Origin of the sequence: Pseudomonas mosselii (assembly GCF_003205295.1) — a bacterium.
Classification (GTDB): Bacteria; Pseudomonadota; Gammaproteobacteria; order Pseudomonadales; family Pseudomonadaceae; genus Aquipseudomonas; species Aquipseudomonas mosselii_B.
This window is the reverse complement of sequence record NZ_QJRP01000012.1, coordinates 25,959-49,442: the sequence shown is the minus strand read 5'-3', so window position 1 is coordinate 49,442 and position 23,484 is coordinate 25,959. Positions and strand designations below refer to the sequence as shown.

General features: G+C 66.5%; 24 protein-coding genes. 13 read left to right on the top strand and 11 right to left on the bottom strand.

Features of this window, described 5'->3' with window-relative positions; translation table 11 throughout:
* The first annotated feature begins 27 nt into the window (after window positions 1-27).
* Both amn and DMX06_RS13610 read left to right on the top strand, forming a co-directional pair.
* Window positions 28-1,491, top strand: coding sequence for an AMP nucleosidase (gene amn, locus DMX06_RS13615; protein ID WP_110737894.1), 1,464 nt, complete (start codon window positions 28-30; stop codon window positions 1,489-1,491).
* Window positions 1,492-1,497: 6 nt separating this feature from the next.
* Window positions 1,498-2,127 (top strand): pseudouridine synthase, encoded by a 630-nt coding sequence (locus tag DMX06_RS13610; RefSeq protein WP_110737892.1) that lies wholly within the window; start codon window positions 1,498-1,500, stop codon window positions 2,125-2,127.
* 162 nt (window positions 2,128-2,289) lie between these two features.
* On the opposite strand, the gene DMX06_RS13605 is transcribed toward DMX06_RS13610, so the two are convergent.
* From DMX06_RS13605 to DMX06_RS13595, 3 genes are all read right to left on the bottom strand, one after another.
* Entirely contained in the window at window positions 2,290-2,493 is a 204-nt protein-coding gene (locus DMX06_RS13605; RefSeq protein ID WP_110737890.1) for a DUF2788 domain-containing protein, read from the bottom strand.
* 53 nt (window positions 2,494-2,546) lie between these two features.
* A complete protein-coding gene (locus tag DMX06_RS13600; protein WP_011535815.1) occupies window positions 2,547-3,023 on the bottom strand; it encodes an Lrp/AsnC family transcriptional regulator in 477 nt (158 codons plus the stop codon).
* 312 nt (window positions 3,024-3,335) lie between these two features.
* Window positions 3,336-4,541: an MFS transporter gene (locus DMX06_RS13595; RefSeq protein WP_110737888.1), complete on the bottom strand. Its 1,206-nt coding sequence runs from the start codon at window positions 4,539-4,541 to the stop codon at window positions 3,336-3,338.
* Window positions 4,542-4,674: 133 nt separating this feature from the next.
* Here DMX06_RS13595 and DMX06_RS13590 point away from each other — a divergent pair, with 133 nt between their 5' ends.
* Both DMX06_RS13590 and DMX06_RS13585 read left to right on the top strand, forming a co-directional pair.
* A complete protein-coding gene (locus tag DMX06_RS13590) occupies window positions 4,675-5,259 on the top strand; it encodes a TetR/AcrR family transcriptional regulator (protein WP_110737886.1) in 585 nt (194 codons plus the stop codon).
* Window positions 5,260-5,344: 85 nt separating this feature from the next.
* Window positions 5,345-6,181 (top strand): DUF6515 family protein, encoded by an 837-nt coding sequence (locus DMX06_RS13585; RefSeq protein ID WP_110737884.1) that lies wholly within the window; start codon window positions 5,345-5,347, stop codon window positions 6,179-6,181.
* Window positions 6,182-6,202: 21 nt separating this feature from the next.
* On the opposite strand, the gene DMX06_RS13580 is transcribed toward DMX06_RS13585, so the two are convergent.
* Window positions 6,203-7,072, bottom strand: a complete 870-nt coding sequence (locus tag DMX06_RS13580) for a cation diffusion facilitator family transporter (protein WP_110737882.1) — start codon at window positions 7,070-7,072, stop codon at window positions 6,203-6,205.
* A 23-nt stretch (window positions 7,073-7,095) separates the two neighbouring features.
* Window positions 7,096-7,515 carry a polyribonucleotide nucleotidyltransferase gene (locus tag DMX06_RS13575; protein WP_110737879.1) on the bottom strand — a complete coding sequence of 140 codons (420 nt, stop codon included), beginning with the start codon at window positions 7,513-7,515 and terminating at the stop codon, window positions 7,096-7,098.
* A 119-nt stretch (window positions 7,516-7,634) separates the two neighbouring features.
* Between DMX06_RS13575 and hrpB the strand changes: the two genes are divergently transcribed.
* Window positions 7,635-10,163: an ATP-dependent helicase HrpB gene (gene hrpB, locus DMX06_RS13570; RefSeq protein ID WP_110737876.1), complete on the top strand. Its 2,529-nt coding sequence runs from the start codon at window positions 7,635-7,637 to the stop codon at window positions 10,161-10,163.
* 30 nt (window positions 10,164-10,193) lie between these two features.
* Here the strand turns inward: hrpB and DMX06_RS13565 are convergent, their stop codons facing one another.
* Entirely contained in the window at window positions 10,194-10,850 is a 657-nt protein-coding gene (locus DMX06_RS13565) for a YciC family protein (protein ID WP_110737873.1), read from the bottom strand.
* 157 nt (window positions 10,851-11,007) lie between these two features.
* On the opposite strand from DMX06_RS13565, the gene DMX06_RS13560 reads away from it, so the two are divergent.
* Both DMX06_RS13560 and DMX06_RS13555 read left to right on the top strand, forming a co-directional pair.
* Window positions 11,008-11,736: a DUF2076 domain-containing protein gene (locus DMX06_RS13560; RefSeq protein WP_110737870.1), complete on the top strand. Its 729-nt coding sequence runs from the start codon at window positions 11,008-11,010 to the stop codon at window positions 11,734-11,736.
* Between the two features lie 108 nt (window positions 11,737-11,844).
* On the top strand, window positions 11,845-12,324 hold the full coding sequence (locus DMX06_RS13555) for an NYN domain-containing protein (RefSeq protein ID WP_110737868.1): 480 nt from the start codon (window positions 11,845-11,847) through the stop codon (window positions 12,322-12,324).
* 42 nt (window positions 12,325-12,366) lie between these two features.
* Here DMX06_RS13555 and DMX06_RS13550 read toward each other — a convergent pair whose 3' ends face one another.
* Window positions 12,367-12,825 (bottom strand): Lrp/AsnC family transcriptional regulator, encoded by a 459-nt coding sequence (locus tag DMX06_RS13550; protein ID WP_110737865.1) that lies wholly within the window; start codon window positions 12,823-12,825, stop codon window positions 12,367-12,369.
* A 153-nt stretch (window positions 12,826-12,978) separates the two neighbouring features.
* Here DMX06_RS13550 and yedA point away from each other — a divergent pair, with 153 nt between their 5' ends.
* Together yedA and DMX06_RS13540 are read left to right on the top strand one after the other, a co-directional pair.
* A complete protein-coding gene (gene yedA / locus DMX06_RS13545; protein WP_110737862.1) occupies window positions 12,979-13,899 on the top strand; it encodes a drug/metabolite exporter YedA in 921 nt (306 codons plus the stop codon).
* Between the two features lie 55 nt (window positions 13,900-13,954).
* Window positions 13,955-15,286 carry a DEAD/DEAH box helicase gene (locus DMX06_RS13540; RefSeq protein ID WP_110737859.1) on the top strand — a complete coding sequence of 444 codons (1,332 nt, stop codon included), beginning with the start codon at window positions 13,955-13,957 and terminating at the stop codon, window positions 15,284-15,286.
* 240 nt (window positions 15,287-15,526) lie between these two features.
* Here DMX06_RS13540 and DMX06_RS13535 read toward each other — a convergent pair whose 3' ends face one another.
* Together DMX06_RS13535 and DMX06_RS13530 are read right to left on the bottom strand one after the other, a co-directional pair.
* Window positions 15,527-16,768, bottom strand: coding sequence for a TIGR03862 family flavoprotein (locus tag DMX06_RS13535; RefSeq protein ID WP_110737857.1), 1,242 nt, complete (start codon window positions 16,766-16,768; stop codon window positions 15,527-15,529).
* Window positions 16,769-16,917: 149 nt separating this feature from the next.
* Window positions 16,918-17,835, bottom strand: a complete 918-nt coding sequence (locus DMX06_RS13530) for a histone deacetylase family protein (RefSeq protein ID WP_110738045.1) — start codon at window positions 17,833-17,835, stop codon at window positions 16,918-16,920.
* Between the two features lie 142 nt (window positions 17,836-17,977).
* Here DMX06_RS13530 and DMX06_RS13525 point away from each other — a divergent pair, with 142 nt between their 5' ends.
* The 4 genes from DMX06_RS13525 to DMX06_RS13510 all read left to right on the top strand — a co-directional run bounded on the left by DMX06_RS13525 (window position 17,978) and on the right by DMX06_RS13510 (window position 21,242).
* Entirely contained in the window at window positions 17,978-18,547 is a 570-nt protein-coding gene (locus DMX06_RS13525; protein WP_110737855.1) for a GNAT family N-acetyltransferase, read from the top strand.
* A 91-nt stretch (window positions 18,548-18,638) separates the two neighbouring features.
* On the top strand, window positions 18,639-19,508 hold the full coding sequence (tesB, locus tag DMX06_RS13520) for an acyl-CoA thioesterase II (protein WP_110737852.1): 870 nt from the start codon (window positions 18,639-18,641) through the stop codon (window positions 19,506-19,508).
* On the top strand, window positions 19,505-20,095 hold the full coding sequence (locus DMX06_RS13515) for an HAD family hydrolase (RefSeq protein WP_110737850.1): 591 nt from the start codon (window positions 19,505-19,507) through the stop codon (window positions 20,093-20,095). Before tesB ends, DMX06_RS13515 begins: the two co-directional genes overlap by 4 nt.
* Window positions 20,096-20,231: 136 nt before the next feature.
* A complete protein-coding gene (locus tag DMX06_RS13510; protein ID WP_110737848.1) occupies window positions 20,232-21,242 on the top strand; it encodes a zinc-dependent alcohol dehydrogenase family protein in 1,011 nt (336 codons plus the stop codon).
* A 55-nt stretch (window positions 21,243-21,297) separates the two neighbouring features.
* Here DMX06_RS13510 and DMX06_RS13505 read toward each other — a convergent pair whose 3' ends face one another.
* Window positions 21,298-22,191, bottom strand: a complete 894-nt coding sequence (locus DMX06_RS13505; RefSeq protein WP_181427825.1) for a GNAT family N-acetyltransferase — start codon at window positions 22,189-22,191, stop codon at window positions 21,298-21,300.
* Between the two features lie 138 nt (window positions 22,192-22,329).
* Window positions 22,330-23,436 carry a peptidase C39 family protein gene (locus tag DMX06_RS13500; protein ID WP_110737843.1) on the bottom strand — a complete coding sequence of 369 codons (1,107 nt, stop codon included), beginning with the start codon at window positions 23,434-23,436 and terminating at the stop codon, window positions 22,330-22,332.
* Window positions 23,437-23,484: the final 48 nt, after the last annotated feature.

The window sequence follows — 23,484 nt, the reverse complement described above, 5'->3', positions numbered from 1 at the left end:
TGCATTCCATAAGACAGGAAGCCCAGCGTGAGCCAAGCGTTTGTAGTCGTTGATACCCCCGAACAGGCCGTCGACCGTCTGGCGGCCTTGCATGAACAGGCCACCGGGGCCTTGAGCCAGGCCCTCAAGCGCTACCTCAAGGACCGCACCGAGCCGGGCGACGAGGAACGCGCGCTGTTCCGCTACCCGGCCCTGCGCCTGACTTACTCCAGCCAGGGCGAAGTCGCCGCCACCACCCGCGCCTACGCCAAGGTCCAGGTGGACGGCACCTACAGCGTCACCGTCACCCAGCCCGCGGCGTTCCGTGGCTACCTGCTCGAGCAACTGCGCCCGTTGATGCATGACTACACCGTGACCGTGGCAGTCGGCGTCAGCGAGCAGAACATCCCGTACCCCTATGTGGTCGACCAGGGCGACGAACTGGCCGGCAGCGGCATCACCGCCGCGCAGCTGGCGCGGGTGTTCCCCAGCACCGACCTTTCAGCGGCCACCGACAACATCGCCGATGGCCTGTACGACTGGGAAAGCGCCGAGACCCTGCCGCTGGCGCTGTTCGACGCCGCCCGCGTGGACTTCTCCCTGCGCCGCCTGGTGCACTACACCGGCAGTGACTGGCGGCACATGCAGCCGTGGATCCTGCTGACCAACTACCACCGCTACGTCGACCAGTTCATCGCCCATGGCCTTGAGCAGTTGCGCGAGGACCCACGCTTCGTGCGCATGGTCCTGCCGGGCAACGTGATCATCGAGAAGGGCATGGACAATGGCGAAGCCCAAGCCCTGGTCGCCAGCGTGGTCTGGCACCGCTACCAGATGCCGGCCTATCACCTGATCGCCGCCGACGGCGATGGCGTGACCCTGGTCAACATCGGCGTCGGCCCGTCCAACGCCAAGAACATCACCGACCACCTGGCGGTGCTGCGCCCGCACTGCTGGCTGATGATCGGCCACTGCGGCGGCCTGCGCCAGTCGCAGACCATCGGCGACTACGTACTGGCCCACGCCTACATGCGCCGCGATGGCATCCTTGACCGCGTGGTGCCGCCGAACATCCCGATCCCGGCCCTGGCCGAGGTGCAGCTGGCGTTGCAGGAGGCGGCCGCGCAGGTCACCGGCGAGCGTGGCGAGCAGCTCAAGAAGCGCCTGCGCACCGGCACCGTGCTCACCTACGACGACCGCAACTGGGAGCTGCGCTGGGCCCAGGAACGTCCGTTGATCAACCTGTCCCGCGCCGTGGCGGTGGACATGGAGAGCGGCACCATCGCGGCCCAGGGCTACCGCCTGCGCGTGCCGTATGGCACCTTGCTGTGTGTCTCCGACAAGCCGCTGCACAGCGAGATCAAGCTGCCGGGCTCGGCCAACGCCTTCTACAACCGCGCGGTCAGCCAGCACCTGAAGATCGGCATCGCCGCCCTCGACCTGTTGCGCACCGAGCTCAACTCGCTGCACTCGCGTAAACTGCGCAGCTTCGATGAGCCGCCGTTCCGCTGAGGATCCATGCCCCTGCCACCCCGTAGCACACCGCGCCGCCCTGCGGCGCGGCCCACCGGCCCGCGTCGCCAGCCCAAGGCGGCGCCGGCCGAGCCGCGCCTGATCCTGTTCAACAAACCGTTCGATGTGCTCACCCAGTTCAGCGACGGCGAGGGGCGGGCCACACTCAAGGATTTCATCGACATCTCCGGCATCTACCCGGCCGGACGCCTGGACCGCGACAGTGAAGGCCTGCTGCTGCTGACCAACGACGGGCGCCTGCAGGCGCGCATTGCCGACCCGAAGCACAAGCTGGCCAAGACCTACTGGGTTCAGGTGGAAGGCGAGCCGAGTGAAGAGCAACTCAAGCGCCTGCGCGAAGGGGTTGAACTCAATGACGGACCGACGCTGCCGGCCGAGGCACGCTTGCTCGAGGAACCCGGGCTTTGGCCGCGTAACCCACCGGTGCGTTTTCGCAAGAGCGTGCCGACGGCCTGGCTGGAGCTGGTGATCCGTGAAGGACGCAATCGCCAGGTGCGGCGGATGACGGCGGCGGTGGGCTTGCCGACCTTGCGCCTGGTGCGGGTGCGCATCGGCGACTGGACGATCGAAGGGCTGGACCAGGGTTGCTGGCGCGAAGTGCCGGCGAAGCTTTGACATTCGAGTTATGCACGTACCCTGTAGGAGCGGCCTTGTGTCGCGAAAGGGCTGCAAGGCAGCCCCAGGTCCCAGCGTCAAAGCGAAAAATGCTGGGGCCGCTGCGCGGCCCTTTCGCGACACAAGGCCGCTCCTACAAGGAAGTGCGGGGTTGCCAGGCCGCTACACCCCTTCGATAAACCCCACCACCACGCTCTTGATGATGAACGCGAGCACACCAAGGCCCAGCACAAAGAACAGGATCAGCGTGCCAAAGCGCCCGGCCTTGGACTTCTTCGCCAGGTCCCAGACGATGAAGCCCATGAAAGCGATCAGCACGGTGACCAGGACGATCATCATCCATTCTTCGAATACTGCGGGATCCATCGGTTCACTCCAGGCAGATTGAGCCCCCGATCATACGCCGCACGCGCAAGGATTCAACGCAGGTGGGTCAATGGCAGCTCGGTGCTGGCCAGCACCTGGTTGAGCACGAAGCTCGAGCGCACGCTGGTCACCCCTTCGATACGGGTCAGGCTGCCCAGCAGCAGCTTCTGGTAGTGGTCCATGTCCGGCACCACTACCTTGAGCTGGTAGTCGGCGTCCATCCCGGTGACCAGGCTGCATTCGAGCACCTGGGGCAGGCTGCGGATCGCCGCCTCGAAGGTCTCGAAGCGCTCGGGCGTGTGCCGGTCCATGCCGATCAGCACATAGGCGGTCAGACTCAGGCCGAGCTTCTTGCGGTCCAGCAGGGCTACCTGGCGCGAGATGTAGCCGTCGTCCTCGAGCTGCTTGACCCGACGTGAGCATGGGGAGGGCGACAGGCCGATGCGTTCGGCCAGTTCCTGGTTGGAGATGCGCGCGTCGCGCTGCAATTCGGCGAGGATGCTCAGGTCGTAGCGGTCGAGCTTGCTCATGGAAAGGGCCTTTTCTGTTCGGATTGCTGCGAATTATCGATCCTGAGTGAAAAATTGCGCAAGCGCTATTTATCAGAGCAATCTTCGCAATCCTCTGCCCCGGCATCTGGCCTATCTTTATCACCAGAATCACTGCCCGGACATCAGTCCACGGCGACGCGCCCTAGGCGGGCGGTCGCGGCCAGCCATCCAACAGGATCCGCCAGGCCCCCGGGCTACGCACTGTCCAGAAGACGGCGCGAGGTGAGCCGGTGCCACAAGCGCCGAGCACGGACGACAATTCCCGAAGGGAGGCCGCAAGGCCTCCCTTTTTTATTGCGCCGCAGTCTGAACGACTGAGGCCTTGCGGCGGCCGACCACGGCCAGCGCCGCCAGCAGCACCAGCAACCCGCCCGCCACGGCAATCAGGAAGCCGCTGCGCGGTGTCGTGGCGTCCACCCATTGGCCGGCGACTGCCGCGCCGATGGCCACGCCGACATTCAGGCCGGCGAGCAGCCAGGTCAGGCCTTCGGTCAGCTGGCGCTCCGGTACGCTGCGCTCCACCAGGGCCATGGCCACGATCATGGTCGGGGCGAAAAACACCCCGGCCAGCAGCACCGCCGCGGCCAGCAGGGTGAGGTTGCCGACCATGAGCAACGGCAGGGTCGCGAGCGTGGTGGCCAGTGCCCCGAGCAACAACTGGCGGGGCAGCGGTAGTTGCCAGCGCAGGGCGCCGAACAGCAGCCCCGAGACACAGGAACCCACGGCATAGGCCGACAGCACCAGGCTGGCGGCGGCTGGCTGCCCTTGTTCGCTTGCGAAGGCGACGCTGACGATGTCCACCGTGCCGACGATCATGCCCATCGCCACCATCAGCAAGGTCAGTTGGCGTACTGCCGTGCGCCGCCACACCGGCAGGTCATTGGCCAGTGAGATATCGACAGGCGCCGGAGGCGGTTCGCTGGCGGTCTGCAACGTCAGTGCCGCCGTGCCCAACAACAACAGTGCGGCGGCGGCCAGCAACCCGGCCTGGGGCCACAACACCACGCTGAGCCCGACCGCCAGGGGTGGCCCGGCGATGAAGCTGGCTTCGTCGAGCACGGTTTCCAGCGAATAGGCTGTCTGCAGTTGCGGTTGGCCGCGGTACAGATGCGTCCAGCGAGCTCGAACCATGGCCGACATGCTGGGCATGCACCCGGCCAGCAGGGCGGCGACAAATAGCAGCCAGTCGGGGCCGCGCAGCCAGGCGCAGGCCGCCATCAGCAGCAGCCCGAGCACGCTCAGCAGGCCGGCCAGCGGCAGCACCCGGCGTTGGCCCAGGCGGTCCACCAGGCGCGAGACCTGCGGCGACAGCAGGGCGTAGGTCAGCACGAAGCAGGCCGCCACCGCCCCGGCCAGGGCATAGCTGCCGCGCCATTGTGCCAGCAGGGTGATGATACCGATCCCGGTCATCGGTAAGGGCAGGCGTGCCAGCAGCCCGGCCAAGGTGAAGGCTCGAGTCCCGGTGGGGATGAACAATCGGGTGTAGGGGTTGGACATGTTGCTTCCTCCATGAGGCTGCCCGCTTGCCGGTCGCTGGGTGGGGCGTGAATAATACATACAGGGCGTATGATTAAATATTCATACGCGCTGAATGTAAATATTCATACGAAGTGTACGTAAAGGAGAGGCCATGGTTCGCCGCACCCGTGCCGAAATGGAAGAAACCCGTGCCGCCCTGCTGGCGATGGCTCGCCAAGTGCTCGGCGAGCAGGGTTACGCACAAACGTCCATGGACGATCTGACTGCCCGCGCCGGGCTGACCCGCGGTGCGCTGTACCACCATTTCGGCGACAAGCAGGGCCTGCTGGCGGCCGTGGTGGCGCAGATCGACGGCGAGATGGATGCGCGCCTGCTGGCAATCTCTGAATCCTGCGATGATCCTTGGCAAGGCTTCTGCCAGCGCTGTCAGGCGTACCTGCGCATGGCCCGTGAACCGGAGATCCAGCGCATCGTCCTGCGCGATGCGCGGGCCGTGCTGGGCGCCGCCTCGCCCGAGGCGCAGCAGCATTGCATCGCGTCGTTGCAGCGGATGCTGGACGGGCTGGTCAAGGTGGGCGTGGTGGCCGAAGCCGACCCTTGGGCGCTGGCGGCGCTGGTGCATGGCAGCCTGTCGGAGGCGGCGTTCTGGATCGCCCAGGACGAGGACGGCGATGCCCGGCTCGGCCAGGCGCTGGCGGCGCTGGAGCTTCTGTTGCGCGGTCTTTTGGCGCGCTAGGCTGTCGGCTATTTCATCTGCCGGTCGCGGTCCGTGGAGTAGACTGCGACCGGTAAAGGCGGGCGTTTTCATCGAGAGGAACAACATGAGTTCGCGCATCTGGCGGTTGGCAGGTGTTGGTTTGCTGGGCCTGGGCCTCAGCCTGGGGGCCCTGGCCGAGGGGCCTGGGGACGGGCATGACGGTCGTGGCGGCCAACAGGAGCAGGGCGGTGGCGAACGACGTGGATCGCCGCTCAATTCGCGTGATGAAGTGCGCCAGACGCAACCGCCACGCCAGGGCTACTACCAGGACATTCCCCGTCGTTACGGCGACAACCGTTACTGGGAAGCGGGTGGTCCGGGTCAGCGCCCCGGCGGCGACTGGTCAGGCCGGCCCGATGGTCATGGCAATGGCTGGGGGCCAGGGCCACAGTACCATCCCGGGCATACCGTCGACCGCTTCCCGGACCGTTACTGGAAAGTGCCGTACCGCGGGCAGGACTATTTCTACTCCGGCGGTTACTGGTACCGGCCCCATGGCGGCGGCTACGTGGTGGTCACACCGCCCTACGGTGTGCGGGTCGGCTACCTGCCGCCCTATGCCCGAGAGGTGTGGCTGAGCGGTGCGTTGTTCTTCCTGGTGGCCGACACCTATTACCAGTACCTGGCCGATAGCCGCGAGTACGTGGTGGTCAATCCGCCCACCGTGGCGCCTGCGCCTTTGCCGCAGCAGGGTGGCGGCTACGATGTGATCGCCTATCCGATGTACGGCCAGGGGCCTGAGCAGCAGGAGCAGGACCGCTATCAATGCCATCGCTGGGCGGTGAGCCAGTCGGGGTTCGATCCGGCGACCGCCACCTATGCGCCGCCGGCCAATGTGACGGACAACTATCGACGGGCGTTGGGGGCGTGCCTGAGCGGGCGCGGCTACAGCATCAATTGACAGGGCATTGGCGATAACGGGCTACACCGGGTCGGCGTGGACCATCACATCGGCCCGCGGGTAGCGCTGGCGAATGACCTGCGAGGCCTGCACGCACAGCTCATGGGCGGCATGCAGCGGCATGTCGCCGGGCAGTTCCAGATGCAGTTGCACGAACCACTGGCTGCCGGACACCCGCGTGCGCAGGTCGTGCACCCCCTTCACGCCGGGGATCGCCAGCACTACTTCGAGCATGCGCTCGCCGATATCGGTCGGCAGTTCCTTGTCCATCAGGATTGCCGTGCTCTCGCGGGCGATCTGCAGCGCGCTCCACAGGATGTACAGGGCGATCCCCAGGCCGAACAGGGCGTCGAGCTGCGGCCAGCCGAAGCGGGCCAGCAGCAGCGCAAGCAGGATGCTGGCGTTGAGCAGCAGGTCGGAGCGGTAGTGCAGCGAGTCCGCGCGCACAGCGGTGGAGCCGGTCAGGCGGATGACCTTGCGCTGGAACGCCAGCAGCGCCACGGTCAGCGCCAGCGACAACAGCATCACCGCGATACCGGCGGCGGTGTCGCCCAAAGGCTGCGGCGACTTCAGCCGCTCCACCGCCTGGACCCCGATCAGTACCGCGCTGACCCCGATGAACAGCGCCTGGGCCATGCCGGCAAGGGCTTCGGCCTTCCCATGGCCGAAACGGTGGTCGTCATCGGCCGGACGCAGCGCGTAATGCACCGCCAGCAGGTTGAGGAAGGAGGCGGCGGCATCCAGCGCCGAGTCGGTCAGCCCGGCCAGCAGGCTGACCGAGCCGCTCAGCCACCAGGCCACGGCCTTGCTCAGCACCAGGATGCAGGCCACGCTGAGCGAGGCGCGGGTGGCCAGGCGCAGCAGGCGTTGATGTTCGGCGGTGGCGGTCATGCGCAGGGATCGTCCGGATCAGGTCAGGCCGCAGGCACCAGGCCGTAGCTGGCCAGTTGCTCGACGCTGCCGCGGTGCTGGATCAGCCGCGGGTCGTTCAGTGGCAGGCGCTGGCCCAGTTCGCTCTCCAGGATAGCCTGCAGCTTGGTCCTGTCGACCTGGCCGTCGGCATTGATCGCCGGCTTGAGCTTGGCCGGGTCGATCTGCGCGTTCTTGCCGCCGGGGTAATAGATGGCGCCGGTGGCGAAGTCGATGCCGAAGGCGATCAGGCCGGGAATCACGTAGAACAGGATACCGATGGCGTCCATGGCCGCGACCACGGGGTCGATCTTGCCTTCGATCTGGCCGCGACGGTCTGGGTAGAACAGGGTGCCGCAGGCCGTCAGCTGGGTCAGCAGGGTGGCGATGAGGGCGCCACCGATGACGCGGGATGGGATGCGCATGTGAATCTCCGGAAGAAAACGACAAACAACGGCGCGGCAATCGCCTGCGCCTGAGGTTAAGACCATGATAGGGCAGCCTCGGTTCGCCGTTATACTCGGTCGATTGTTCGAGGACCACCATGATTTCATTACCGATCGATGCCGTACTGTCCGACCTGCGCCAGGCCCTGGCCGAACGTGACGAAGCGGTGCTCGAGGCGCCTCCCGGCGCCGGCAAGACCACCCGCGTGCCACTGGCCCTGCTCGCTGAGCCCTGGCTGCGGGGGCAGACCATCCTCATGCTCGAGCCCCGGCGCCTGGCCGCCCGCGCCGCCGCCGAACGCCTGGCCAGCGAACTGGGGGAGAAGGTTGGCGAAACCGTGGGCTACCGCATCCGCCTGGACAGCAAGGTTGGCCCGAACACGCGTATCGAAGTGGTCACCGAGGGCATCCTCACCCGCCGCCTGCAGGCGGATCCTGCGCTGGATGGCGTGGGGCTGCTGATCTTCGACGAGTTCCACGAACGCAGCCTGGATGCCGACCTGGCCCTGGCCCTGAGCCTCAACGGCCGGGCGCTGCTGCGTGACGAGCCGCCTCTGAAGATCTTGCTGATGTCGGCGACGCTGGAGGGCGAGCGTCTGTCGCGCCTGCTCGACGCGGCGCCGATCATCAGCAGTCAGGGGCGCATGCATCCGGTGGATATCCGCTGGAGCCGGCCCTGGCAGCCCGGCGAGTTCGTCGAGCCACGCGTGGTCGACTGCGTGCTCCAGGCCCTGGCCGACGAATCCGGCAGCCTGCTGGTGTTCCTTCCCGGCCAGGCCGAGATCCGCCGTGTGCACCAGGCACTGCAGGAGGCGTTGGGCGAGCGCCCGGATATCTTGCTCTGCCCGTTGCACGGTGAGCTTGACCTGAGTGCCCAGCGCGCCGCCATCGAGCCGGCGCCCAAAGGCCTGCGCAAGGTGGTGCTGGCCACCAACATCGCGGAAACCAGCCTGACCATCGACGGCGTGCGCGTGGTGATCGACGCAGGTCTCGCGCGGGTGCCACGCTTCGATCCCGGCAGCGGCATGACTCGCCTGGACACCCAGCGCATTTCCCGCGCCAGTGCCACCCAGCGTGCCGGGCGTGCAGGTCGCCTCGAACCCGGCGTGTGCTATCGGCTTTGGTCCGAAGCGCAACACGACCAGCTGGCAGCCCACGGCAGCGCCGAGATCCTCCAGGCCGACCTGGCCGGCCTGGCCCTGCAACTGGCGCGCTGGGGTGTGCCGCCGGAGCAGCTCAGCTGGCTCGACCAGCCGCCAGCGGCCGCCTTTGCGCAAGCCCAGGACCTGCTGGCCCGGCTCGGCGCCTTCAAGCCCGGCTGCCGCGACAACCTGAGCGTCCATGGCCAGGCCATGGCCGAGCTGCCTGCGCATCCGCGCATCGCCCATCTGCTGCTGCGCGGCCAGGACCTCGGGCTGGCCGACATGGCCTGCGACGTCGCCGCGTTGCTGGGCGAGCGCGACATCCTGCGCGGCGGCGGTGCCGACCTGCACAGCCGGCTGACGCTGCTCAGCGGCGAAAGCCGCGTCTCCCGTGGCGGGCAAGGCGGCGTGCAGCGCGCCCGGCAACTGGCCCGGCAGTACCGCGGCCAGTTGCGTGGCAAACCGCGCAGCCCGGTCGCCGACCCCGACCATCCCCGCTGGCTGGGCGCGGTGCTGGCGCTGGCCTACCCCGACCGGGTGGCGCAGCAGCGCCGCGAAGGCGGCGCCGAGTACCGCCTGGCCAATGGCCGGGCGGCGCTGTTCGCCGAAGCCGATGGGCTGATGAAAAGCCCGTGGCTGGTGATTGCCGATCTGGGCAGCCGTCAGGGGCAGCGCGAAGAGCGCATCTACCTGGCCGCCGAGTTCGACCCGGCGCTGTTCGACGATGTGCTGGCCGAACAGGTGGAGCAGGTTGAACTGCTCGACTGGGATGAGCGTGAACAGGTGCTGCGCGCCGAGCGCCAGCGCAAGGTCGGCGAGCTGGTGCTCAGCCGCGAGCCGTTGCCGGGGCTCGATGACGACGCACGGGCCAGGGCATTGCTGGGGCTGGTGCGGCGCAAGGGCCTGAACCTGCTGACCTGGACCCCGGAACTGCGCCAGTGGCAAGCCCGCGTCGCGCTGCTGCGCAAGCTGGATCTGGAAAAGGACGGCCACAGCGAGTGGCCCGACCTGGGTGACGACGCCTTGCTCACCAACCTGGAAAACTGGTTGCAACCTTATCTGGGCAAGGTGTCGCGGCTGAGCCACTTCGCCAACCTGGACCTGCCCTCGATGCTGCGCAACCTGCTGCCCTGGCCGCTGCCCCAGCGCCTGGACGAGCAGGCGCCCTCACACTTGGCCGTACCCTCGGGCTCCAGCATTCGCCTGGACTACAGCGAGCAGCCACCGATCCTCGCCGTGCGCCTGCAGGAGCTGTTCGGCCTGGCCGACACCCCGCGCATTGCCAATGGCCGCCAGCAGGTCAAGCTGCACCTGCTGTCGCCTGCGCGCCGACCGGTGCAGGTGACCCAGGACCTGGCCAACTTCTGGCGGACCACCTATGCCGAGGTGAAGAAGGACCTGAAAGGGCGTTATCCCAAGCACTACTGGCCGGACGATCCACTGGTGGCGCAAGCCACGGCCAGGGCCAAGCCAAGGAAAGCCTGACGCCTGGGTTGGTTCGAGGGAATGCCGGCCTCAGGCGCCGGCTTCACCCTCGAGCAGCATGAACAGGCGGTACAGCACCACGGTGCTGAACAACTGCAGGAAGCCGCTGAGGCTGTCCAGCGCCAGTTGCACACCGGGCTGCGGCTCGGGGAACAGCTGCAGCAGCAGGCCGTCGATCAGCCACAGCGGCGCCAGCACCGACAGCATGCAGACCATGATGCGCAGGAAGTGCCCGGTGGTCATGCGCGCGCTGGTGCGCATCGACTCGATCACCGGCAGGCCGCGCAGCACCAGCAGGTACTCGGCGAACACCAGATTCACCATGATCCACACGCCGGGGAAGATGAGCAGCGCCAGGCCCGCCATGATCAGCAGCGAGCTGATCACGATCAGCAGGGCGAGCATCGGCCACAGCTGCAGTGCGCGGGCGAACAGGTCGCGCTTGGCGGTGTCCTGGCCATTGCTGCGAGTGTCGAGGTAAAGGATCAGTGCGGCGCTGTACAGCGGGTAGAACAGCAGGCTGACGAGCATGCCGTAGGCTGGCGAGGCCTGCTCGCCCAGCTGGTTGTAGAGCAGTTGGGTGCCGAGGACTTCGAGTACGATCAAAGGCAGGCACAGTTGCAGGATGCTCGTCAGGTGACGGCGGAAGAAGTACAGGGAGTCGCGCAGAACGCTCAGCGGATTCATCGGTCAACATCGCATGGCAGAAAAAGCAGGGCGTAACTTTAGCCCAGTCGGCCCGCTTGCTGAAAAAAGTTTCATGGCCCGGACAATTGAATCGCCAAGCCCGGGCCTCCATCTTTGACGCTGTCCGATGTCCTGTTCAGCGCACGAGGTTGCCCCGATGAACACTGAAGAACAAACCCTGATCGATGGCCTGTTCGGCCGTCTCAAGCAAGCCGAGGACCCGGCCCAGCCGCGTGATGCCCAGGCCCAGGCGCGGATCGAGGAGCACCTGCGCCAGCAGCCGGCGGCGCCTTACTACATGGCCCAGGCGATCCTGGTCCAGGAGGCGGCGATCAAGCGCCTGGACGAGCAGAACAAGCAGCTCGAGGCCGAACTGCGCCAGGCACGCGCGCAATTGGATGCGAGCCGCCCCAGCAGTGGCGGTGGTTTCCTGTCCAGCATCTTCGGCGCGGGAGCCCGCAATCCGGAGCCGCAGCGCCCGGTCGCGCCGCCGTCTCCTTCCTCGGGAGGCTGGCGCGAACCGGCGCCCCAGGCTTATGCCCCGCCACCGCAGCAGCAGGGCTTCGGCGCGGCGCCCGCCCCGGCGCGCGGCGGCGCCAGCAGCTTCCTCGGTGGTGCCATGCAGACTGCCGCGGGTGTGGCCGGTGGCGTGTTGCTGGCCCAGGGCATCAGCAGCCTGTTCAACCATCACTCGCAACCTGAAGAAATCGTCGAGGTGATCAAGGAAGAGCCGGCGCCAGCCAGCGACGCTGGCGGCTGGAACGACCAGGACAGTCAGCGTCAGGTGGCGGACAACGGTGGCTGGGGCAATGACCAGGGCGGTTATGCCGATGCCGATTACAGCGGTGACGGTGGCGGCTTCTTCTCGGACGACGACTACGTCTGAGGGCTCTGGCATACTGCTGCTTCCTATCGCGGGGCAAGCCCGCTTCCACGAAGACGTGGGAGCGGGCTTGCCCCGCGATCGTTTGCCACTGCCAGAGAGAGGCTTCAGGTGAAGAAAATCGCGCTGTTCGCCGATGTGCAGAACCTCTACTACACGGTTCGCCAAGGCCATGGCTGCCATTTCAACTACGCCGCGCTGTGGGCCGAGGTCAGCCGCGAAGGGCAGATCGTCGAAGCGGTGGCCTATGCCATCGACCGTGGCGACAGCAAGCAGCAGCAGTTCCAGCAGATCCTGCGCAACCTCGGGTTCGAGGTGCGCCTCAAGCCTTTCATCCAGCGTGCCGATGGCTCCGCCAAGGGCGACTGGGACGTGGGCATCACCCTCGATGTGATCGAGGCAGCGGCGCGGGTCGACCAGGTGGTGCTGGCTTCGGGCGACGGTGATTTCGACTTGTTGCTGGAGCGGGCGATGCAACGCCATGGCATCGAGACAGTGGTCTACGGTGTGCCCGGCCTGACGGCCCTGGCGCTGATCCGCGCCGCCAGTCGCTATGTGCCCATTGAAGGCAAGCTGCTGTTGCGCCACTGACCTGTTCCAATGCTGGGCTGGAGCGGTGCGTGGGAGCGGGCTTCAGCTCTTCTTGCCATTGCCCTCCAGATGCCCCAGCGGCACCCGTCGCGCCACCGCGCTCGACAGGATGATCGACGTCTTGGTGAAGCCCAGCTGCGACACGCGGTTGATCAGTGCCTCCAGCTCGCCCATCGACGTGACGGCCGCCTGCATGATCACGCACGGGTCGCCAGTCACCCGATGGCATTCGGTGAGTTCGGGGATTTTCTCCAGGGCCTCGTAGGCCTGCTGGTTGCCATGGCTGGCCAGGCGCAGTTCCATCACGCACTGGATAGGCAGGCCGATTTTCTCCAGGTCGACCTTGGCCGTGTAGCCGCTGATCACCCCGCTGGCTTCCAGCTTGGCCACCCGTTCGGCCACCGCCGGTGCCGAGAGATTGACCTGGCGCGCCAGCTGCGCGTAGGTGGCCCGGCCATTTTCCAGCAAGGCGGCGAGGAGCATGCGGTCGTACTTGTCCATGGTGATTCCTGTTGACTTTGCAATCGATGGGAAAGGCGCTGCATAACCATGCATTACAAAGTGTTTCGGTGTTTTAAACGTGTTTTGTAACTTAAGTTTGCGTCAGGGCCTTTCTAAACTAATCCACCCGTAAACGGATTTCGAGCCCTTGCCATGTCCACTGCCCGTCGCTTCCCGTTGTTGCTTGTCGGCGCCTTTCTCGCCCTGTACCTGGTCTGGGGCTCGACCTACCTGTTCATTCGCATCGGCGTGGAGTCCTGGCCGCCGATGCTGATGGCCGGGGTGCGTTTCGTGATTGCCGGTAGCCTGCTGTATGGCTTCCTGCGCTGGCGCGGCGTGCCGGCGCCGACCTGGCCCCAGTGGCGCGCGGCCGGGGCGATCGGTTTCCTGTTGCTCAGTTGCGGCAACGGCGGGGTGACCCTGGCCGAGCATGCCGGGGTCGCCTCGGGCGTGGCGGCGTTGGCGGTGGCCACGGTGCCACTGTTCACCCTGGTGTTCGGCCTGTTCTTCGGCCATCGCAACTCGCGCCTGGAGTGGGCGGGGATCGCTCTCGGGCTGGTCGGCATCGGCATGCTCAACATGGGCTCGAACCTGCAGGCCAGCCCCATGGGCGCGGCACTGATCCTGTTCGCCGCGGCAACCTGGGCCTTCGGCTCGGTGTGGAGCAAGAGCCTGCCGCTGCCCCAGGGGGCGATGGCCAGCGCGGCGGAAATGCTGGTGGGCGGTGCCGCGTTGCTGATCGGCAGTGCCGTCAGCGGCGAGCGCCTGACGCAGATGCCCACCGCCGCCGGTTGGGGCGCGTTGGCCTACCTGGTGTTCTTCGGCTCGATCCTGGCGTTCAGTTCCTACATGTACCTGCTCAAGCACGTGCGCCCGGCGGCGGCCACCAGCTATGCCTACGTCAACCCGGCGGTGGCGGTGCTGCTGGGGATCGTCTTCGCCGGCGAGCAGATCGGTGCCGAGGAGTGCGTGGCCATGGCAGTGATCATCGGCGCGGTGGTGTTGATCGGCCTGCCGCAGTGGCGCAAGGCGCCGGAGCAACCTGTGCCGCTCAAAGGCGAAATGTGCAAGTAGGGTAGGGCGTTGCGGTAAACTTGCCGCCTTCGCTGAACCCCCTGACGGTATTGCCATGAATTTCGCCCAACTCGGCCTGATCGAACCGCTGCTGCGTACCCTGCAGACGCTGGACTACACCACCCCCACCCCGGTCCAGGCCAAGGCCATCCCCGCCGTGCTTGCCGGTCGCGACCTGATGGCCGCCGCCCAGACCGGCACCGGCAAGACCGCCGGCTTTGCCCTGCCGGTACTGCAGCGCCTGGCGCTGGAAGGGGAGAAGGTCGCCAGCAACTCGATCCGAGCGCTGGTGCTGGTGCCGACCCGCGAGCTGGCCGAGCAGGTGCACAACAATGTGCGCGAGTATGCCGAGAACCTGCCGCTGAGTACCTACGCGGTGTACGGCGGGGTCAGCATCAACCCGCAGATGATGCGCCTGCGTCGTGGCGTCGACCTGCTGGTGGCGACCCCAGGCCGCTTGCTCGACCTCTTCCGCCAAAACGCGGTGAAGTTCAATCAGGTGCAGACCCTGGTGCTCGACGAAGCCGACCGCATGCTCGACCTGGGTTTTGCCGAAGAACTGCAATCGGTGTACGCGGCTTTGCCGCGCAAGCGCCAGACACTGCTGTTCTCCGCCACCTTCTCCGAGCAGATCCGCCTGCTCGCGGGCCTGGCGCTGAACGATCCGCTGAGCATCGAGGTGAGCCCGCGCAACGCCGCCGCCACCACGGTCAAGCAGTGGCTGGTGCCTGTGGATAAAAAGCGCAAGACCGACCTGTTCATCCACCTGATGCGCAAGCAGCGTTGGAAGCAGGTGCTGGTGTTCGCCAAGACTCGCAACGGTGTCGATCAACTGGTCGAGCGTCTGTTGGCCGAGGGCGTGAACGCCGACGGCATCCATGGCGACCGCCCGCAGGCCACGCGCCAGCGCGCCCTGGACAGCTTCAAGGCCCGTGAAGTCCAAGTGCTGGTAGCCACCGATGTGGCTGCCCGTGGCCTGGATATCGACGACCTGCCGCTGGTGGTCAACCTCGACTTGCCGATCGTTGCCGAGGACTATGTGCACCGTATCGGTCGCACTGGCCGCGCGGGCAATAAGGGCGAGGCAATCTCGCTGGTGTGTGCCGACGAGGTGCAACTGCTGGCGTCGATCGAGACGCTGATCCGCCAGGTACTGCCGCGCCATGAGGAACCAGACTTCATCCCCGACCACCGGGTACCGGTGACCGATGCCAGCGGACAGGTGCTGAAAAAGCCGAAGAAACCCAAGAAGCCCAAGGAGAACAGCACCAAGCGTGGCCTGGGGCGCTGGATGGACAGCGCAGAGGCGGGCGCTGCGGCACCGGTGGCCAAGGCGGTGCGCAAGGTGCCGAGCTTTGGTGGCAAGCCGGGCAAGCGCAAGCCTTGAGATCTTGGGGCCGCTTTGCGGCCCTTTCGCGGCACAAGGCCGCTCTCATGGAACAAACCGTAACTTATTGATTTATCTAGGCCCTGTGGGAGCGGCCTTGCGTCGCGAAAGGGCCGCAGAGCGGCCCCGGCGATCTTTGCATCAACACTGAGAACCTGGGGCTGCTACGCAGCCCTTTCGCGACGCAAGGCCGCTCCCACAGGGGGACAGTTCCCTGCGCGACAGCGCAGCCCGGCAATCTCAGGCCATGCGCGCCAGCCAATCCGCCGCCGCGCTCCCTGCCCGCAACCCACTGGCAAAACACGCCGTCAGCAAGTACCCACCCGTCGGCGCCTCCCAATCCAGCATCTCGCCCGCGCAGAACACCCCTGGCAGGTTGCGCGCCATCAGCCCCTCATCCAGCCCTTCAAAGCGCACGCCGCCGGCGCTGCTGATCGCCTCGTCCAGCGGCCGGGTCCGCACCAGCGTGATCGGCAGGGACTTGACCGCCGCCGCCAGGCGCTCGGGGTCGGCAAAGGTCGCCTGGTCGGTCAACTCGCGCAACAAGGCCGCCTTCACCCCGTCGATCCCCAGCTGGCCGTGCAGGTGCTTGGCCATCGAGCGCGATCCCCTGGGCTTGGCCAGGGCCTGGGCAATCTTGTCCACAGGCCGGTCCGGCAGCAGGTCGAGCAGCAGCGTTGCGTGCCCGTCGCGGTCGATCGCTTCGCGCAGCGCCGCCGACCAGGCATACACCAGACTGCCCTCCACCCCTTGGGCGGTGAGGATGAATTCGCCCTTGCGCGACCCGGCGCCGGGCATGCCGAGGGCGATGTTCTTCAGCGGCGCGCCGGCGAACTTGTCCTTGAGCAGATCGCTCCAACCCTCGACCTCGAAACCGCAGTTGCTCGCCCGCAGCGCAGAGATATCCACACCCCGTTCAGCCAGCAGCGGTACCCAGGCGCCGTCCGAGCCCAGGCGCGCCCAGCTGCCACCACCCAGGGCCAGCACCACGGCATCGGCCTGTACCTGCAGCTCGCCTTGTGGATAACTCATCCGCAGGGCGCCTTCGGCTGTCCAGCCCAGCCAGCGGTGCCGGGTGTGGATAACTACGCCGGCTTCGCGCAGGCGCTTTAGCCAGGCGCGCAGCAGTGGCGCGGCCTTCATGTCGCGAGGGAACACGCGGCCCGAGGTGCCGACGAAGGTTTCGATGCCCAGGCGGTGAATCCACTGGCGCAGGGCCTCGCCATCGAAGTCGCGCAGCAGCGTGTCGATTTCGCCCTGGCGCGTGCCGTAGCGGCCGACGAAAGCGGGGTAGGGCTCTGAATGGGTGATGTTCATGCCGCCGACGCCGGCCAGCAGGAACTTGCGGCCTACCGAAGGCATGGCGTCGAACACTTGCACCGCCATCCCGCGCCGGGCCAGGGTCTCGGCGGCCATCAGGCCGGCAGGGCCGCCACCGATCACGGCGACAAGGGGGCGGGAAGCGGGGCGGGGATCGTTCATGGCGGGCGACAGGCTGTGGAAAAGAGCGCGCATTCTACCCCAGCAGGGCCTGCCACGACACTGTTCAAAAAACGATCAATTCTTTGCAGCTCAGGCAGTTAAAGGGCTGGAGCGGCTTTCCCGCAGGTTATCCACAAGCGGTTCCACAGTCATTGTGAACAACCGAGCACCCGCGCCGCGCTGTGGTGGAGGATGCCGTGGCGACGGGCCAGGGCTTCGCGGTCCTTGCTGTAGCCGCCGCCGATCACGCCCATCACCGGGATGTCGCGGCCCAGGCACTGGCGCAGCACATGCTCGTCGCGGGCGGCCAGGCCCTCGTCGGTCAGGTGCAGGTAGCCCAGGGCGTCGTCCTTGTGCACATCGACGCCGGCGTCGTACAGCACCAGGTCGGGCTGGTACAGCGGCAGCAGGTAGTTCAGCGCATCCTCGACCACCTTGAGGTAGGCGCTGTCGTGCATGCCGCGGGGCAGGGGGATGTCCCAGTCGCTCTGGGCCTTGCGCGCCGGGAAGTTCTGCTCGCAGTGCAGCGACACGGTGATTGCCTCCGGGGTGTCGTGGAGCATGCGCGCGGTGCCGTCGCCCTGGTGCACGTCGCAGTCGAAGATCAGCACCCGGTGCACGCGGCCGGCCTCCAGCAGGTAGCGGCTGATCACCGCCAGGTCGTTGAAGATGCAGAAGCCGGCCGGATGATCGTAGTGGGCGTGATGGGTACCGCCGGCCAGGTGGCAGGCGATGCCGTGTTGCAGCGCCTGCTCGGCGGTCAACAGCGAACCGCCCACGGCGCGCACGGTGCGCCGGGCCAGGGCCTCGCTCCAGGGCAGGCCGAGGCGGCGCTGGTCCTCGCGGGACAATTCGCCGTTCATGTAACGCTCGATGTAGTCGCGGTCATGGGCCAGGGCGAGGATGTCGTTGGGGCAGATCTGCGGGCGCAGCAGGGCGGCGTCGGTGGTCAGGCCGCTGTCCACCAGGTGATCGCGCAGCAGGCGGAACTTGTCCATCGGGAAACGATGGTCCGGTGGGAACTCGGGGCTATAGTCGTCGTGGTAGATCAGCGGCAGAAGAGGCATGTCGGTTTCAGGTTGAGGGCCTGTGTCGATCTTGCCTGTTTTGCGGTGATCACGCTCGCCCATTGAAAAGGAGCTCCTGGATGTAAGCTTGCAACAAGTCCTACGCTGTACACTGCGAGACCGTGATTTCGGAGCCATGCCGATGCCCCCCATCCTCGAACTGGAAAGTCCGCGCCTGGTGTTGCGCCAATGGCAGGACGACGACCTGCGCGAGTTCGCCGCCCTGTGTGCCGACCCGCAGGTGATGCGCTACTTCCCCGCGCCGATGACCCGGGTCGAGGCGGCGGCGCTGATCGGCCGGATCCGCGGCCATTTCAACGAGTACGGCTTCGGCCTGTGGGCCCTGGAGCGCAAGGACAGCGGCGCCTTCATCGGCATGACCGGCCTGCTCAACGTCAACTTCGACGCCCCGTTCGGCCCGGCGGTCGAGATCGGTTGGCGCCTGGCCCGTCGCCACTGGGGGCTGGGCTTCGCCAGCGAGGCGGCCTGGGCCTGCCTGCGCTGTGCCTTCGCCCAGTTGCACCTGGACGAGGTAGTGTCGTTCACGACCGAGGGCAACCTGCCGTCGCAGAAGGTGATGCAGGCCATCGGCATGGTCCAGGACCTGGCGGGCAGCTTCGAGCACCCGCGCCTACCTCCCGGCGATCCGCTGCGCCCCCACGTGCTGTACCGCATCGACCGCGCCCGCTGGCAACAGAACCTGCGCGGCTGAATAGGTCGCCATTCGTACGACGGGACGAACGGTAAAACCCTGTATCATTCGCCGGTATAACAGCGCCGTATTGCCTTGCCAGGAGAACCCCATGAGCCACGTACTCGACGATCTGGTCGACTTGCTGAGCCTCGAGTCCATCGAGGAGAACCTGTTCCGCGGACGCAGCCAGGACCTGGGCTTCCGCCAGCTGTACGGTGGCCAGGTGCTCGGCCAGTCGTTGTCGGCGGCCAGCCAGACGGTCGAGGACGCCCGCCACGTGCATTCGCTGCACGGTTACTTCCTGCGCCCGGGCGATGCCAGCATGCCGGTGGTCTATTCGGTGGACCGCGTGCGTGACGGCGGCAGCTTCAGCACCCGGCGGGTCACGGCGATCCAGAAGGGCCAGCCGATCTTCACCTGCAGCGCGTCGTTCCAGTACGACGAGGACGGTTTCGAGCACCAGGCGCAGATGCCGGACGTGGTCGGCCCGGAAAACCTGCCCAGCGAAGTCGAGCTGGCCAGTGCCATGGCCGACAAGCTGCCCGAGCGCATCCGCGAAAAGGTGCTGTGCGCCAAGCCCATCGAGATTCGCCCTATCACCGAGCGCGATCCGTTCGACCCCAAGCCGGGCGAACCGATCAAGTACGCCTGGTTCCGCGCCGACGGCAGCCTCCCGGACATCCCGGCGCTGCACAAGTACCTGCTGGCCTACGCCTCGGACTTCGGCCTGCTGACCACTTCGTTGCTGCCCCATGGCAAGTCGGTGTGGCGCAAGGACATGCAGATCGCCAGCCTCGACCATTCGCTGTGGTTCCACCGTGACCTGCGCGCCGACGAGTGGCTGCTGTACGCCACCGACAGCCCCTGGGCCGGCAACGCCCGCGGCTTCTGCCGTGGCAGTATCTTCAACCGCGCCGGGCAGTTGGTAGCCTCGTCCACCCAGGAAGGCCTGATCCGTCATCGCAAGGACTGGGCATGAGCCTGCGCGACATTCGCCACTGGGTATTCGACATGGATGGCACCCTGACGGTCGCCGTGCATGACTTCGCGGCCATCCGCGAAGCGCTCGACATCCCCTCCGACCACGACATTCTCACTCACCTGGCCGCCTTGCCGGCGCCGGAGGCGGCGGCCAAGCATGCCTGGCTGCTGGAGCACGAGCGCGACCTGGCGATCGCCTCGAAGGCCGCAGACGGCGCGGTGGAACTGGTGCGTGAGCTGGCCGGACGCGATTGCCGGCTGGCCATCCTCACCCGCAATGCCCGCGAACTGGCCCATGTTACCCTCGAGGCCATCGGCCTGGCCGACTGCTTCCCGGTCGAGCACATCCTCGGGCGCGACGAAGCGGCGCCCAAGCCCAGCCCGGACGGGCTATTGCAGATCGCCCGGGCCTGGGGCGTGAGCCCCGGTGAAATGGTGATGGTCGGTGACTACCGCTTCGACCTCGACTGTGGCCGGGCCGCGGGCACCCGCACCGTGCTGGTCAACCTGCCGGACAACCCATGGCCGCAGCTGGCCGACTGGCATGCGGCCGATTGCCGGGCGCTGAGGGCGTTGCTGGGCTGATGCCTCTGCACAATCTCTCCCACAGGGGCTGGGCCGAATCCTGGAAACCTTGCCATCTTGAGGCTCGAGCTTTCCCCGCGATCCTCCAGACCTGTCTAAGCTGCACTGCATCTTTTCCCTCGATGGAGACCCACCCATGAGCACCAAGGCCCTCTACGTCCTGCCCGGCGGCGGCTACGACAAGGTCCAGGTCGGCACCTGCGAAACCGCCGCGCCCAAGGCCGGCGAGATCACCGTGCGCCTGCACGCCAGCTCCCTCAACTACCACGACTTCGCCGTGGTCAGCGGCATGTGGGGGCCGAGCGAGCGGCGCATCCCGATGGCCGACGGCGCTGGCGAAGTGATTGCGGTGGGAGCAGGGGTCAGTGAGTTCCAGGTCGGCGATGCGGTGGTCAGCACCTTCTTCCCCGACTGGCTCGACGGTCAGGCCCAGGTCGAGGGTTTCGCCAGCGTGCCGGGTGACGGCATCGACGGCTATGCCCGTGAACAGGTAACCGCCCGGGCCACCGCCTTTACCCTCGCTCCCAAGGGCTACAGCCATGCCGAGTCTGCAACCCTGACCACCGCCGGCCTCACGGCCTGGCGCGCCTTGATGAGCGACGACCACCTCAAGCCCGGTGACAGCGTGCTGGTACAGGGCACCGGTGGCGTGTCGATCTTCGCCCTGCAATTCGCCAAGCTGGCCGGCGCCACGGTGATCGCCACCTCGTCCAGCGACGCCAAGCTGGAGCGTCTCAAGGCGCTCGGCGCGGATCACCTGATCAACTACAAGACCACGCCCGCCTGGGGCGAAAAGGTCCGTGCACTGACCGGCGGACGCGGCGTGGACCATGTGATCGAAGTCGGTGGTCCGGCCACGCTGGAGCAGTCGATGGTCGCCGCCCGGATCGGCGGGCATGTGTCGCTGATCGGCATCCTCACCGGCGTGGCCGGGCAGTTGCCGCTGGTGCAGGCGCTGGTGCGGCAGATTCGCCTGCAGGGCGTGCTGGTGGGCAGTCGCGCCCAGCAACAGGCGATGGTCCGCGCCATCGACGCCAATGGCCTGCGGCCGGTGGTGGACAAGCATTTCGAGCTGGAGCAGATGGTCGAGGCGTTCAGGTACCAGGAGAGCAACAGGCATTTCGGCAAGATCTGCCTGACCTGGTGACCGTCTGCGCAAGGCCCTGTGAAGAGGTGGCGCGCTGTCTGGCGTGGGAGCCAGTTCAGGTATGGGACAGCAATGGAAACATCAGCACCTGCCTATCGACACTGGTGGGTGCCGCCCCCCAGACGAACAGCGCATCATCGTTATCCACAACCCGCGCCGCGAAGCCCTCGCTGTTCAGCGGCGCAAACCCCAGCACCACCTCCCGGGTCGTTGCCGTGACCAGTTCGGCCACCGCATCGGCCAGCGCTAGCTCCCGCTCGCAGAATACATCCACCAGCACCATCCGCTCGCCGTCGTGCTCCACCACCACGTATGCTTCGTGTCTTGAGGAATGGAACAAGGCTTCTCGGTAGGGGCCGTCACAGTAGAACATTGTCAACGGCACATTCGGCATCAGGCTCAACCGTGCCTGTGGACAACTTTTCATTACCGCTGCCATGAAGCGTTCACGTTGTGTGCTGTCGCCAAGATCCACAGGATGGAACGTGCTGACTTCAGGGGGCGTCGACCAGGCTTGGAAATATTCGTGTTCGATCACCCGGCGGAAACCGAACCGAGGATAGAGATCCAGCACGGTGCTATTGGCGAACAGGTACAACAGGTCACATTGACCTGCCCATCGCTCTACAAGCACTTCCATCAGGTAGCGGCTGTAGCCACGGCCTTGTGCCGCGGGCGCTGTCATCACCGTGCCGATCTGGACACAACGCAGATGCTGGCCATCGAGGGTGAAGTCGAGCAGGTTGGCCGAGGCGTTGGCCAGCATTTTCCCGTCGCTAACCAGTGAGCATGGCTGGTTGTCTTCTTGCCAGAAGCCAGCCTGGTACCAGTCTTCGAAGTCGAAGCCGTAGGTCTGACGGGTGAGGGCGTTGAGTTCGGCACGCAGGTGCGGGTCGTCGTGGTAGTGCTCGATCTGCGCGAGCGCGGGGTCGTCGAGGAGGATTGCCATGGCGTCCATACCTGTCCGTGAAGTGAGGGTGAACGTTAACCGTTGCGCGGATGAAAAGTTGTAAGGGTTTGTGCCATCGCGGTGGGGGCAGACGCAGAAAGATGGCCGCCCGCACCGCAGTCAGGCGGCGGTCTCTGTTTACGCCGCAGTTTCACTCCCTGCATACACCACCACCGCCGCCCGCAACTTGCACCCGCCGAACAGGCTCATGCGCTGGAACGCCTGATGGCTGACCGGCAGATGCTGACAGTCCAGCGCCTGCCGGTGACGAGCGTGGTCGGTGTCGGGGTCGTGCAGGTAGACGAAGTCATCATCGCAGGCGGTGACCAGCACCCAGTGCAGTGCCTTGCTGCCGGTCAGCCGGTAGTTGCTGATCAGCACCAGCGCCAGGCCGCCTTCGGCCAGCACCCGGGGCAGATCGGGCGCCTGCCGCGCGATGACCACGTCGCTGTCCTGCAGCTCGGCGCAGAAGTCCTCATGGACCAGGCGCATGACCTCCTTCTTGCCGGGCTGGCGCACGCCGTCGAGAAACAGCGGCCCCTCGGTATTGAGCAGCAGCCTTACGCGAAAGCCCCGGCGCCAGGCGGCCAGCGCCAACCCATGAGGGCTGCAGCCGCCGTGGCCGGAGGTCATGAACACGGTGGTCGCCTCGCGCCATAGGCGCAGTTCCTCGCGACGGCTTGGCGTTCGTTGCGGTTGCAGCGCGGCCATGGCCATCAGCAGGCAGGCCGGGCCGCAGGTGAAGTCGGTGGTCTGGGCGTAGTAGGGGACCGGTCGCGTCTCGCTCGTCGGGTGCTGGAGGATGCGCTTTTCGTAGCGCAGGGCGCTGGTGTGGTCCTCGTAGTAGTCGTCGACCTGTGCGAAGCGCCGGTAACCATGGCGTTCGTACAGGGCGATGGCCTTGGGATTGTCGGTGCGCACCTCAAGACGCAGGTAGGCGCGCTCGTGCTCCAGGGCGCAGCGTTCGGCCTGTTCCAGCAGGCGGGCGCCAAGGCCATGACCACGCGCCTGCTCGGCAATGGCGATGGAATACAGCCTGGCCAGCGAGGTGCCACGGTGAAAGAGTAACAGGGCATAACCCATCAGCTGCCCGTCGCGTTGCGCCACCAGCAGGCTGGCGTTGGCGTGGGACAGCATCCAGCGAAAGCTGCGCGGGGTCAGCCGGTCGAGGGCGAAGCACTGGTTCTCCAGCGCCAGCAGGGCCGGCAGGTCGTCAACCGTTGCCAGGCGAAATTCGATGTGCATAGGGCCGCCGTAAAAGTTGCGTAATGAAACGGGACATTCGAAAAACTT